This window comes from Streptococcus sp. 10F2 (assembly GCF_054331515.2).
Map to the genome: position 1 here is coordinate 1 of NZ_JBTGGE020000051.1, position 12,785 is coordinate 12,785.

Genomic DNA, 12,785 nt, shown 5'->3' on the forward strand with positions numbered 1-12,785 from the left:
AGTGCTTGATTTGATTTTATAGCGGGCTTGTACAAAAGCAGATTCCGTGATCCAAATATCTGCATCTAACAATTCTTTAGAAATAGATTTCCCGGACATACCAAGGATTAGATTCACCGTTTTATCGAGAGATAGTTCCCGCTTACGAGTAAAATCAGATGGATTATGGAGTAGACTTCTTTTATCTCGCTCTATCACAGCAGTAATACTATTTCGTAGTTGCTTCCTTACTTGATTTGGCATTCTATCCACCTCCTTTAGCCTAAGTATAGCAAAAAAAGGATTTCGAAAGCTCAATTTAGGAGCTTTCGAAATCCTTAACTTAATGACATTGAGCGAGTGCTCACCTGTTTTGTTATAGTTTAAATTGAAGTAATTCTTTAGGAGTATGGGTGAAGGCTTCGAACCCTGTCTTGGTAACGACTCCGCAGTCTTCAATGCGGACTCCAACCTTGTTGGGAAGGTAGATTCCTGGTTCAACAGAGAAGGTCATTCCTTCTTCTAAAACGAGGGAATTGCCTTGATTTAGAGAGGGGTATTCGTGTAGACTTCGGCCAATGCCGTGTCCGAGACGATGATTGAAGTATTCCCCATAACCTGCTTTACTGATAATGTCTCTGGCTACTGCATCAATTTCACCGGCTGTAACACCAGGTTTGATAGCCTCCATAGCTGCTAATTGGGCTTCAAGGACGATATCATAGATGGTAGCTTGAAGGACTGTTGGCTGACCAAGGGCGACGGTACGGCTGACGTCACTAGCATAGCCTTGATGCCAAGTTCCCAAATCAAATAAAAGGAGGGATCTGTTCTTCAGTGGGCGGTTAGTTGGGACGCCATGTGGATCGGCTGCGTGCTTATCGGCTAAAACCATAGTCTCAAAACTCATAGAGATATCTTGACTTCGTAGGGGGCCTTCAATGGCAGCGATGATGTCAAGTTCTGTTTTGCCCTTGGAGATGGCTTTGAAACCGAGGGAGAGGGCATAATCAGCCATCTGCCCAGCTTTTCGGAGCAGCTCTAGTTCTGCGGGTGTTTTATAGAGGCGGATGTTTTCGATGGTGGGACTAAGATCCACCACCTGCCCCGTTAAAATTTGCATAAGTTCATAATATTGTCGTAGGCGAAGATGTTGAAACTCTAAGCCAATTCGGTAGCGTTCACGAGATAGGAAGCTTTGGATTTTTTGCCAAGGATTTTCTGAATCGTGATAACTCACAATATTATAAGAAACGAGTGCCTTGGCACGGTCCCGATCGAGTTCGGGTGTAAACAAGGTTGGACTGCCGTCAAGCGGAAGAAAGAAGAAGAATTGTCTTTCATGAGGATCCGATTGAAAATTCGTTAGATAGGCGATGCTGGTTGGATCTGAAATAATAGCTAGATCAATGCCCTGCTCACGCATTCGTAAACGAAGTAAGTCAACAGTACTCTTCATATTTAACCTCCTATATTCATTATCTGATATCTCTATTGTGTCAAAATTCTTCAAATTATGCAATGGGGAATCGCCATTTGTATTTTTTAGAAAAAAATCTCAAAATGTTTGAAAGTGTTTACAAAAAATGATAAACTATAGTTATGTCAAGGTGAAAGCGTAGTTTTCAAAATTGAATTGGGAGGTTGATTATGCATACTGACGATACTGTAACTATTTATGATGTCGCCCGTGAAGCTGGAGTTTCCATGGCGACAGTCAGCCGAGTGGTGAATGGAAACAAAAATGTAAAAGAAAATACTCGGAAAAAAGTTTTAGATGTGATTGACCGACTAGACTATCGCCCGAATGCGGTTGCTCGTGGTCTGGCTAGTAAAAAGACAACAACAGTTGGAGTTGTGATTCCAAATATTACCTCATCCTATTTTGCTAGTTTGGCCAAAGGGATCGAAGATATTGCAGAGATGTACAAATACAATATTGTTTTGGCAAGTAGTGATGAGGATGATGACCGTGAAGTATCTGTTGTGAACACCTTGTTTTCTAAGCAGGTTGATGGCATTATTTTCATGGGTTACCATTTGACTGAAAAGATTCGTTCAGAATTTTCACGCTCTCGGACCCCAGTTGTTTTAGCTGGAACCGTAGATATTGAACAGCAATTGCCAAGTGTGAATATTGATTATCGCAAAGCAACAGCTGATGCTGTTCAACATTTAGCAGAACGCAATCAAAAGATTGCTTTTGTAACAGGACCTTTGGTGGATGATATCAATGGAAAAATGCGCTTACCAGGTTACCGTGACGGTCTCAAAAAAGCCAAACATCAATACAGTGAGGGTCTCATTTTTGAAGCTAAACACAATTATGAGGAAGGTTATGCTTTGGCTGAGCGAATAATGGCTTCTGGTGCGACGGCTGCTATTGTTTCAGGAGATGAATTAGCAGTTGGCCTTTTGAATGGATTGAGTGATAAGGGAATTCGAATCCCAGAGGATTTCGAGTTAATTACCAGTGATAATTCGCAAGTCACTCTGTACAGTCGTCCAAATATGACTTCTATTCATCAACCTCTCTATGATATTGGAGCGATTTCCATGCGGATGTTGACGAAGATTATGAATAAGGAAGAAGTAGAAGAGCGAGAAGTACAATTGGCTCACGGCTTGACAGAACGTCAATCGACTCGTTCAAGTAAATAATAGAACAGTTTAAGGGAATCATTAGTGATCTGTCACGAATGGTTCCCTTTTTCGAGCTCCGACTTTTATTTTGGGTTGCTTTTGTTTATAATATGATTATGAAAGTTCTACTGTATTTGGAGGGAAAGGCGGTTCTTGAGAAGTCGGGGATTGGTCGTGCTCTTCAGCATCAAATGCGGGCCCTTGATTTAGCAGGGATTCCTTATACCACAGATCCATCTACTGGATACGATTTGGTTCATATCAACACATATGGCCCTAAGAGTCTGCGACTTTTACACCAAGCTAAGAGGCAAGGGAAAAAAGTTATTGTTCATGGACATTCGACCCGAGAAGATTTTGCCAATTCTTTTATTGGTTCGAATCTCTTAGCTCCTGCTGTGGGGGCTTATTTGAAGCATATGTATCAGCAGGCGGACTTGGTAATTACGCCAACAGAGTATGCAAAAGATCTTATTCGTGGCTACGGGGTGGATACCCCAATCGTTGCGATTTCAAATGGTATTGATCTAAGCAAGTACCGGCCTGATCCTAAAAAGGAACAAGTCTTCTATAACCATTTTGGCTTGGAAGCAGGGCAACCGGTGGTTGTTTGTGCGGGTCTCTTTTTTAAACGCAAAGGAATTTTGGATTTTATTGAGGTAGCTAAGCAGCTGCCAGAAGTTCAGTTTATCTGGTTTGGAGGGATTAACAAGTGGATGATCCCTCGCGAGATTCGTCGGGTTGTGTCTGGTGATCATCCAGCCAATGTTCAATTCCCAGGTTATTTTAAGGGAGCTGTTTTCCAAGGTGCTATGAGTGGAAGTAGTCTCTTTTTCTTCCCAAGTTATGAGGAGACGGAAGGGATCGTTGTTTTAGAAGCTTTTGCTAGTCATCAACATGTTGTCTTACGTGATATACCGGTTTACAAGGGCTGGATTGATGACAAGTCTGCTATCTTGGGTAAGAGCAATGAGGATTTTGTAGCAGGGATTCAAGCTATTCTAGCTGGTCAAGAGGACAAGCGTGAAAAAGGTTACCAAGTAGCTGAAAGTCGATCTATGGAAGAGGTTGCCCAGCAGTTGGTAGAGGTCTATCGTCAAGTATTGGAGATGTGAGATGAGAATTGGATTGTTCACGGATACCTATTTTCCGCAAGTATCCGGTGTGGCAACGAGTATCCGAACCCTCAGGGAGGAACTTGAGGAGCAGGGACACGATGTCTTTATTTTTACGACTACTGATCGGGATGTAGACCCTGCAGCGGAGCATCGAATTATCCGCATCCCGAGTGTTCCATTTTTTGCTTTTAAGGATCGCCGTGTTGCCTATCGTGGTTTTAGTAAGGCATTGGGTCTTGCTAAGGAGCACCGGTTGGATTTGATCCATACTCAAACCGAGTTTGCATTAGGTTTTCTGGGACTTTGGATAGCACGGGAATTGGAAATTCCTGTGATTCATACCTATCATACTCAGTATGAGGATTATGTCCACTATATTGCCAAGGGGATGTTGATTCGTCCTGGCATGATTAAGTACATGGTGCGCTCTTTCCTAGATGAGGTGGACGGAGTGGTTTGCCCAAGTGAGATTGTCTACAATCTCCTAGTGGGTTATCGCGTGGAGCCAGAGAAACGGGTGATACCGACTGGTATTGAGTTGGATCGTTTTATTCGGTTACAAGAGCAGGATGAAGCCATTCAGGAACTTCGAGAGTCCCTAGCTCTGGCTCCTGATATTAAAATTCTCTTGAGCCTATCAAGAGTTTCTTATGAAAAAAATATTCAAGCAATTATTCGTGCTCTACCGGAAGTTTTACATGAAAATGATAAAGTACGTTTAATCGTGGCGGGTGACGGTCCTTATCTGGAAAATCTCAAGTCCTTGGCCCAAGAAATGGGGGTTGAGCACGAGGTGCTCTTCGTAGGCATGGTCCCTCCAGAACAAACGGTGCTCTATTACCGGATGGCGGATTTTTTTGTTTCAGCTTCGACGAGTGAAACTCAAGGATTAACCTTTTTGGAAAGTCTAGCGAGTGGGACACCGATTATTGCTCAGTCTAATCCCTATCTAAATAATTTGGTTTCAGACAAAATGTTTGGGACTCTGTACCAAGAACCTACGGATTTAGGAGGAGCTATTTTAGAAGCTCTTTTGGCAACGCCTGATCCAAAGGAAAAGAAATGGCAAGAGAAACTGTTTGAAATCTCGGCTGAAAATTTTGGTCTCCAGGTTTATCAGTATTACTTAGATATTTCGATTCGAAAAGGCTATTTGAAGGGGCAAGGAATGGGGGATCCGAGACCACGGGTTCGTTTTGCAAAATCTCTTGCAAGCTTTCCTTTGAAAGTAGTTGCCTTACCTGTTCAAGGTTCTAGACGGGTGATTCGCATTTCTCGCCAGCAGGCTAAACGTTTACCTTACCCAGGTAAGAGAAAAAACTAGATTTTCCTTGTTTTTTTCAAGGGGTTTGGTATAATGCTTATAGAGACACGTCTTTTAACAGAACTTCTTGAAGAGAGTGCACGGTTGCTGGAAGTGCATAGAAGGGTTAGAAGGTACTACTCGGTAAGATTTTATGCAAACATAAAACGGTGGTTACGTTAGAACCAAGAATGAGGTACCCAGGATTGTTGGGTATAAATGAAGGTGGAACCACGTTGCGACGTCCTTTTGAGGGAGGTCGCTTTTTTGTTTGTCCCGAGTAGGTCTACTAGTTTTTAAAGGAGTAGAAATATGGTAAAAATTACATTCCCTGATGGTGCTGTTCGTGAGTATCAGGATGGCATTACAACTGTAGAGATTGCAGAAGGTATTAGCAAGTCCTTGGCTAAGAAAGCCTTGGCAGGTAAATTGAATGGTAAGTTGATCGATACCACTCGTGCCATTCACGAAGATGGAAACTTGGAAATTGTAACACCCGATCACGAAGATGCGCTGCCAATTTTACGTCACTCTGCAGCCCACTTGTTTGCTCAAGCAGCTAAGCGTCATTTCCCAGATATTCGCCTAGGAGTTGGTCCGGCGATTCAAGACGGTTTCTATTATGATACTGATAATGAAGCGGGGCAAATTTCCAATGAAGATTTGGCCAAAATTGAAGAAGAGATGCATAAAATCGTCAAGGAAAACTTCCCAAGTGTCCGTTCGGAAGTTTCTAAGGAAGAAGCTAAGGAAATCTTCCACAATGATCCTTATAAATTGGAATTGATTGAGGAACACAAGGATGATGAGGGCGGCTTGACTATCTATCAACAAGGGGAGTATGTGGATCTCTGTCGTGGACCTCACGTACCAACAACTGGTCATATTCAAGTCTTTCATTTGTTGAATGTTGCAGGTGCTTACTGGCGTGGTAAGAGTGAAAATCCAATGATGCAACGGATTTATGGTACTGCTTGGTTCAATAAAAAAGAGCAAGATGCTTATCTCAAGATGCGTGAAGAGGCTAAAGAGCGGGATCACCGTAAGCTCGGTAAGGAATTAGATCTCTTCATGATTAGTCAAGAAGTAGGACAAGGACTTCCATTCTGGTTACCAAATGGAGCTACCATCCGTCGTGTGGTTGAGCGTTATATTATTGACCGTGAGGTAGCAGCTGGTTATGATCATGTTTATACTCCACCAGTTGCCAGTGTAGACTTGTATAAAACTTCAGGTCACTGGGATCACTACCAAGAGGATATGTTCCCAGTGATGGATATGGGAGATGGAGAAGCCTTTGTTCTTCGCCCAATGAACTGCCCACACCACATTCAAGTTTATCGGAATCATGTTCATTCTTACCGTGAATTGCCAATTCGGATTGCTGAGTTGGGAATGATGCACCGTTATGAGAAATCAGGTGCTCTTTCAGGACTCCAACGTGTACGTGAAATGACCTTGAACGATGGACACTTATTTGTTACTCCAGAACAAATCCAAGAAGAATTCAAGAAAGTCTTGGAGTTGATGATCAGTGTTTATGAAGATTTCAACATCACTGATTATCGTTTCCGTCTCTCTTATCGAGATCCTGAAGATAAGGAAAAATACTTCGATAATGATGCGATGTGGGAAAATGCTCAACAGATGTTGAAAGCAGCCATGGATGATTTGGAACTAGATTACTTTGAAGCAGAAGGTGAAGCGGCCTTCTATGGTCCAAAATTGGATGTTCAAGTAAAAACTGCTTTGGGAAACGAGGAAACTCTTTCGACAATCCAACTCGACTTCCTCTTGCCAGAACGCTTTGAATTGTCTTATATCGGAGCAGATGGTGAGGAGCACCGTCCTGTTATGATTCACCGGGGAATTGTCTCCACTATGGAACGTTTTGTGGCCTACTTGATTGAAACCTACAAGGGAGCCTTCCCAACTTGGTTGGCACCAACTCAAGTGACCCTTATTCCAATTTCAAATGAAGCCCATGCAGACTATGCTTGGGAAGTAGCCAAAGAATTGAAAGATCTTGGCTTCCGTGTTCATGTAGATGAGCGTAATGAGAAAATGCAATATAAGATTCGTCAAAGCCAAACTCAAAAAGTTCCTTACCAATTGATTGTTGGGGACAAGGAAATGGAAGACAAATCGGTTAACGTGCGTCGTTACGGCAGCAAGCAAACTGAAACTAAGTCTATTGTAGACTTTATTGCAGATTTAAAAGCTGATGTAGCTCGTCTTTCTCGACCTGAATAAGTTTTATAGTCCCTGAGTTCAATTGAGCTTGGGGATTTTTTTGTCAAAGAATTTTCACTAAGTAAAAGCTAAGGTTGATATTTTTTAGCTAGCCACTTTTTGGATTTTTAAATTTGGAGTAGCTAGATGGTGTTTGGGTTGCCATAGACAGGGACGTTCTCTTTTCTTATAATAGAAGTAGATATATGCGCATGGAAAAGTAGGAGTTGTATGATTGAAGAACATTTTGGAAAAGAGCATGGATATAGCTGGATTGTAGTCCGGTCTGATAAAGGACCACTCAATCGACAAGAGCTAGAGGACTATCAACTGGATACAGAATTGATGGAGTATGCACTGGATAAGAATGAGCGAGCACACATGGAGTACGATGCGGAGGGTGATCGCTTGTTGTTAATCTTTAATGCCTTGGATCTAATCAAAGAAGATAATCATTATGAGACAACTCCCTTGACTCTGATTGCCAACGGGAATCAAGTGATTACAATTGTCAATGAACAGAATCATTACTTGATTGATCGGATTCAGCGGCAGCTTCCTTATTCAACGATTACCAGTAGTTATCAATTTTTATTTTTAATCCTAACCTTAGTTACTCAAGAGTATTTCCCTATTTTAGATGAAATTAATCGCGAGAAGGATCGGGTGAATGGTCTTTTACGAAAACAAACCACTAAGCGATTGCTGCTGGAACTTTCAGATTTTGAAACGGGCTTAGTATATCTTTTAACCGCCAGCAATCAGAATGTCTTGGTTTTGGAACAATTGCGGAAACATCCACGAATGAGTCGTTTGACCGATCAAGAGCTGGAAGAGCTCGAGGATGCTCTTATTGAAGCGCAACAGCTTCTTGCCATGAGCCAATTGGAATCTCAGATTTTGCAGCAATTGTCAGGGGCTTATGATACTATCCTGAACAATACGCTGAATGAAAACTTGACGACCCTCAATATCATCTCGATTCTTCTAGCGGTCCTATCACTTATTACGGGATTCTTTGGAATGAATGTCCCGCTTCCCCTGTCTGAAGAACCCCTGGCTTGGATTTGGATTACCCTAGCCTTTATCGTTCTGTGGTTGTTATTGGCACGGATTTTACGTTCAATCATGAATCGAAGATAACTTCCAAGGAGGAATCATGTCAGATTTATTGCAAATGAAAATGAAAGACTGGAACTTGTGTCCGGTCTTTTTTTGCTATGAGGGATTTTTTGAAATCAGGAGAAGGTATTGGTTTTGTGATAAAATAGAGGAAGAAATACGGTTGAAAGAAGGCATCTCGAATGGCCTATATTGAAGCAAAGAATTGTTGGAAAATCTATGGTCAGGGAGACTTGGAAGTTGTGGCCAATCAGGATTTATCCTTTGAAATGGAAGAGGGGGAGCTAGTTGTTATTTTAGGGGCATCTGGAGCTGGTAAATCAACTCTTCTTAATATTCTTGGGGGAATGGATCAAGCTAGTCGTGGTCAACTCTTGATTGATGGTCAAGACATTATTCAGTATTCTGAGCGGGAACGGATTCGCTACCGTAGGGAAGATGTTGGGTTTGTCTTTCAGTTTTATAATTTAGTGGGAAATTTGACTGCTTTGGAAAATGTAGAGTTGGCGACGGAATTGGTCTCCAATCCCTTGGATGCCCAGAGGACTTTAATGAGTGTGGGATTAGAAGGGCGGCAGCACCATTTCCCAGCTCAACTGTCAGGGGGAGAACAACAACGTGTTGCCATTGCACGCGCCCTGGCCAAAAATCCGAAACTTCTGTTATGTGATGAACCCACGGGTGCCTTGGATTATCAGACAGGAAAGCAAATTTTAACCCTCTTGAGTCACTTGGCCCGCAAAGAAGGACGAACGGTTATCATTGTGACCCATAATACGGCCTTGGCTCAGATTGCAGATCGGGTAATCCACATGCAGGATGCTCAGATTAAACGTATTCAGATTCAGGAAGCCCCACTTCCTGTAGGAGAATTGGAGTACTAGTATGCTGAAAAAAACCTATTGGCTTAGTTTACTCCGTACCTTCCAGTCTAGTTGGAGTCGGTTTTTGGCCTTGGCGAGTTTACTGACTCTATCAGCTTTCGTACTGGTTGGTCTGCAATTAGCTGGACCTAGTTTGGAACAGTGGCTAGTAAACTTTAAGCAGCAGCAGCAGGTTCCCCAAGCTACTCTTATAGGAAAGCTGGGTTTTAGCCAGGAACAGCAAGCATTCCTGCGACAAGAGGCTCAGCAGCAACAAGGAGAAGTAGAATTTGGCTTTCTTCAAGATGTGCCGTTGAAAGATGGTCGTGTGCTCAGGCTTTTTTCCCTCCCCCATCAGCAAGCTCAGCTTTGGAATTTAGAAGGACAGCTTCCTAATCTGAGCTCGGAAGTCTTATTAGGACAGGTTAACCAGTCTGCCTTTAAACAAGGACAAGATCTTGAGCTGGAGTGGTTGGGTCAGACCCGACGCTTGACGGTAACAGGATTTGCGCAGTCAAGTCAACTCATTTCCCAAGAGGATTTAGGACCTAGCACTTTGGGACAGGGAAAGGTTGATGTCTATGGTTTTGTTCCTTCAACTTTTTTTAAAAATCAAAAAGAGAATATAGCCCTCTTCAACTGGAGAAAGACAGATAAAAAAGACTTGGAAGTCATGCAAAACTGGATAGCTGCTCAAGAGGGGAAGACTTGGGAGGCTGCGAAACAAGATTTGAGTCGGCAAGAGGCTGAATTGAAGCAAGCACAGAAGACCTTGGAGCAGTCTCAGCCCTATTTGTCTGAACGGGAGCAGCAAAGATATAGGCTAGAGCTGCAGGATGGAGAGAAGGCCTTGGCCGACTATCGGGCTGCTGTCAATCGTTTGGACAGGCAACCCCTTTTCGAAGTGTTGGAAGAGGGAGAAGTCCCAGGTTCTTCCAGTTATACTTATCTGAAGACTAGTATTGCTAGTCTGAAAAAAGTTGCCAATTGGATTCCGCCGATTTTTTACGGTGTGACGATTTTGGTTGCTCTGACTAGTATGGTGCGATTGGTTCAAGATGAGCGGCAGAACATGGGCTTACTATCCGCCTTAGGTTATGGTCCTTTGGCTTTGGTATTTAAGTTTTTCAGTTATGGAATTCTTCTAGCTTTAATTGGTGAGGGTTTGGGTGGAATCCTAGGAATCCGTCTGTTAGCACCGATGATTCAGTCGATTCTGTTACGGAGGACAGTCTTTACGGAGATTGAACAGACCTTGTCTTGGGATCCCTTCCTCTGGTCCTTTGGTTTGGGCAGTCTAGCCATTCTTTTTCCCTTATTTGGATTGCTATGGTCAGATTTACGCCAGCCAACCAGTCAGTTGCTTCGTCCCAAGCCACCTGCCAAGGGCAAGCGAATTCTCATTGAAGGCTTACCGATCTTTTGGTCCCGCTTGAGTTTTGCTCAAAAACTCTTAATCCGAAATCTCTTGCGGTACAAACAGCGGATGGCCATGACAGTTTTGGGTGTTTTGGGCTCCATTGCCTTATTGGTTGCGGCTCTTGGCTTACAAGTATCGATCGCAGGTGTGGCAGACAAACAATTTCATCAGGTTTGGAATTATGATGCGTTACTTCTCCATCGTGAAGGCCAGCCTCTCCAATATAAACAGGGACGGTCTGTTAGTCTGTATTATCAGGAGGAAGAGATCGAACTGGCTCAGGCAACGGGACGTCTGCAAATTTTTGGTCAGTTTTCAGATCAGGCTTGGTCGGATTTGATTGAACTGTCAGATTGGGAAACTGGCCAAGTTCTTAATTTGGATCAAGCAGGTGTTGTCTTGAGTCAGCCCTTAGCTCAGGAGCTGGGTGTCACCGTTGGTGAGCAGGTCCAGTTAGCAGGAAGAAGCTGGAGAATCGGTGGAATTGCCAGGCAGTATGTGGGTTATACGCTTTACTTGTCCCAGGCTCAGATGTCGGGAGATATGTCCGCTAATGCCCAGCTTTGGAAATTACCAAAGGGACAAGAAGCAGCTTTTAAAGAAGCGGCATTACAGAATACTTCCACCTTGAGATTGGAAGAGACAGCCCTGTTGGAGTCTTTCTTCAGGGATACAGCCCAATCCTTAAATCAGACCATGTACCTAGTGGCCTTTTTATCTCTGGGTTTGGTAGTTATTATCTTGGTGACCTTGATCTTATTGAATTTGCATGAACGGATGCGGGAGATTGCAACGATGAAGGTACTAGGGTTTTATCCTAGTGAGTTGCAAGGCTTACTCTATAAGGAATTGCTTTATCTGACCCTTCTTGGAGCCTTTTTGGGATTAGGATGTGGCTATGTTCTTCATGGTTTTTTGTTAGAGCAGATTGCCCCATCGGGCATTGTTTTTAGCCGAGACATGGGGATAGTCCCCTATCTTTTGCCGATGCTTCTTCTGATTGTTGTATTTGTTAGCCTTTATTTCTTTATCTTGAAAAAAATAAACAGCATTCCGATGTTGGATGCCTTAAAATCTTTGGAGTAATGATGAAACGAGAATTAATTTTGAATTTAGCCTTGAGTTTGGATGGATATGTAGCGCGTGAGGATGGATCTTATGACTGGATTCAGGCGCCTGCCGATTCCACTCCTAATACGCCTTTGCAATTTGATAATGCTGCTTTTTTTGAAAGCTGTGACACGGTTGTCATGGGACATAAGTCTTTCTTGGAATTGGGGTTAGAGGATATCCCAGGTGCTAAAGAGAAGCAGTTTTTGGTAGCCCGGCGTGGTCCTGAGGAGAAAAGGGACAATGTTCATTTTACGCCCAACTTGGTAGCTTCTGTGAAAGAGTTGTTAGCAGAAGAAGGGGGGCCGATTTGGCTTTTCGGAGGTGCCCAGATTGCAGATAGTCTGATTGCAGAAGACCTAGTGACTGAATATATCTTGGGGCTTGTTCCTGTTATTCTTGGCAAGGGAAGACGATTATTTGACCAAGCACTACCTGAAATTCCACTGAAACTGGTTGAGTCTACTGTGACAGACGGCATTGCGATGTTGCGGTACCGTAAAGTCTAAGAGGTTCAGCTCAAGATAGGATTGATTCCGAATAGCCCATAAATTACAAAAGAAACGAGACTGGGCAAAAAGTCTTAGAAATAGAAAACAGCTTAGAATTACGTCATTAGAAACGTTAGTTCTAAGCTGTTTTTATCGATTCAAACATACTAAGATTAGTAGTGAGGGAATCTTCGACGGAAGATTTTCTCACTACTTTTTCTTTATGTTAAAGTAGAGGTGTCTTGTTAAGTCGTGCTTAAATTTGGCGCTTAACGTCGTATTTCAAACGGGCAAGACACCTGTTTTAGTTAGAATTTTTTCAAAGTATGTTGGACGTTGAACGTCGTGTATTGAAAATGAAATCACTAAGACAAGGATCATTCAAGACAAAGTGAGGTAATATCATGAGAGTTGTTTTTGGCATTGATGTCAGTAAGGCGAGTTCAGAAGTCGCGGTTTTCGTTGATACAAATAGAACGATCAGCTATAGTATCACTAATGATG

The 12,785-nt window shown here is 42.8% G+C and carries 9 protein-coding genes and 1 pseudogene; 8 read left to right on the forward strand and 2 right to left on the reverse strand.

The window, feature by feature from the left end; all coding sequences use genetic code 11:
- Together ACXM1Q_RS07780 and ACXM1Q_RS07785 are read right to left on the reverse strand one after the other, a co-directional pair.
- Positions 1-243 (reverse strand): annotated as a pseudogene (locus ACXM1Q_RS07780) (IS4 family transposase); the annotation flags it as partial.
- 112 nt (positions 244-355) lie between these two features.
- Complete coding sequence (locus ACXM1Q_RS07785; protein ID WP_458517572.1) at positions 356-1,438, reverse strand: M24 family metallopeptidase; 1,083 nt, start codon at positions 1,436-1,438, stop codon at positions 356-358.
- A 191-nt stretch (positions 1,439-1,629) separates the two neighbouring features.
- Here ACXM1Q_RS07785 and ccpA point away from each other — a divergent pair, with 191 nt between their 5' ends.
- The 8 genes from ccpA to ACXM1Q_RS07825 all read left to right on the forward strand — a co-directional run bounded on the left by ccpA (position 1,630) and on the right by ACXM1Q_RS07825 (position 12,299).
- Positions 1,630-2,640 carry a catabolite control protein A gene (gene ccpA, locus ACXM1Q_RS07790; protein ID WP_458517573.1) on the forward strand — a complete coding sequence of 337 codons (1,011 nt, stop codon included), beginning with the start codon at positions 1,630-1,632 and terminating at the stop codon, positions 2,638-2,640.
- Positions 2,641-2,738: 98 nt separating this feature from the next.
- Positions 2,739-3,737 carry an LTA glycolipid anchor biosynthesis glycosyltransferase, IagA/BgsA family gene (locus ACXM1Q_RS07795; RefSeq protein WP_458517574.1) on the forward strand — a complete coding sequence of 333 codons (999 nt, stop codon included), beginning with the start codon at positions 2,739-2,741 and terminating at the stop codon, positions 3,735-3,737.
- 1 nt (position 3,738) lies between these two features.
- Positions 3,739-5,064, forward strand: coding sequence for a glycosyltransferase family 4 protein (locus tag ACXM1Q_RS07800; RefSeq protein WP_458517575.1), 1,326 nt, complete (start codon positions 3,739-3,741; stop codon positions 5,062-5,064).
- 291 nt (positions 5,065-5,355) lie between these two features.
- Positions 5,356-7,296: a threonine--tRNA ligase gene (gene thrS, locus ACXM1Q_RS07805; protein ID WP_458517576.1), complete on the forward strand. Its 1,941-nt coding sequence runs from the start codon at positions 5,356-5,358 to the stop codon at positions 7,294-7,296.
- A 210-nt stretch (positions 7,297-7,506) separates the two neighbouring features.
- Positions 7,507-8,418, forward strand: coding sequence for a magnesium transporter CorA family protein (locus tag ACXM1Q_RS07810; RefSeq protein WP_458517577.1), 912 nt, complete (start codon positions 7,507-7,509; stop codon positions 8,416-8,418).
- Positions 8,419-8,579: 161 nt separating this feature from the next.
- On the forward strand, positions 8,580-9,281 hold the full coding sequence (locus tag ACXM1Q_RS07815) for an ABC transporter ATP-binding protein (RefSeq protein ID WP_458517578.1): 702 nt from the start codon (positions 8,580-8,582) through the stop codon (positions 9,279-9,281).
- A gap of 1 nt (position 9,282) precedes the next feature.
- The gene (locus tag ACXM1Q_RS07820; protein WP_458517579.1) at positions 9,283-11,766 is read left to right on the forward strand and encodes an ABC transporter permease; all 2,484 of its coding nucleotides are present in this window, start codon (positions 9,283-9,285) and stop codon (positions 11,764-11,766) included.
- Between the two features lie 2 nt (positions 11,767-11,768).
- The gene (locus ACXM1Q_RS07825) at positions 11,769-12,299 is read left to right on the forward strand and encodes a dihydrofolate reductase family protein (protein ID WP_458517580.1); all 531 of its coding nucleotides are present in this window, start codon (positions 11,769-11,771) and stop codon (positions 12,297-12,299) included.
- Positions 12,300-12,785: the final 486 nt, after the last annotated feature.

What these genes read in the sequence shown, in the direction of transcription:
- ACXM1Q_RS07785 (WP_458517572.1), bottom strand. Translation starts at nt 1,438, where the DNA reads ATGAAGAGTACTGTTGACTTACTTCGTTTACGAATGCGTGAGCAGGGC.
- ccpA (WP_458517573.1), top strand. Translation starts at nt 1,630, where the DNA reads ATGCATACTGACGATACTGTAACTATTTATGATGTCGCCCGTGAAGCT.
- ACXM1Q_RS07795 (WP_458517574.1), top strand. Translation starts at nt 2,739, where the DNA reads ATGAAAGTTCTACTGTATTTGGAGGGAAAGGCGGTTCTTGAGAAGTCG.
- ACXM1Q_RS07800 (WP_458517575.1), top strand. Translation starts at nt 3,739, where the DNA reads ATGAGAATTGGATTGTTCACGGATACCTATTTTCCGCAAGTATCCGGT.
- thrS (WP_458517576.1), top strand. Translation starts at nt 5,356, where the DNA reads ATGGTAAAAATTACATTCCCTGATGGTGCTGTTCGTGAGTATCAGGAT.
- ACXM1Q_RS07810 (WP_458517577.1), top strand. Translation starts at nt 7,507, where the DNA reads ATGATTGAAGAACATTTTGGAAAAGAGCATGGATATAGCTGGATTGTA.
- ACXM1Q_RS07815 (WP_458517578.1), top strand. Translation starts at nt 8,580, where the DNA reads ATGGCCTATATTGAAGCAAAGAATTGTTGGAAAATCTATGGTCAGGGA.
- ACXM1Q_RS07820 (WP_458517579.1), top strand. Translation starts at nt 9,283, where the DNA reads ATGCTGAAAAAAACCTATTGGCTTAGTTTACTCCGTACCTTCCAGTCT.
- ACXM1Q_RS07825 (WP_458517580.1), top strand. Translation starts at nt 11,769, where the DNA reads ATGAAACGAGAATTAATTTTGAATTTAGCCTTGAGTTTGGATGGATAT.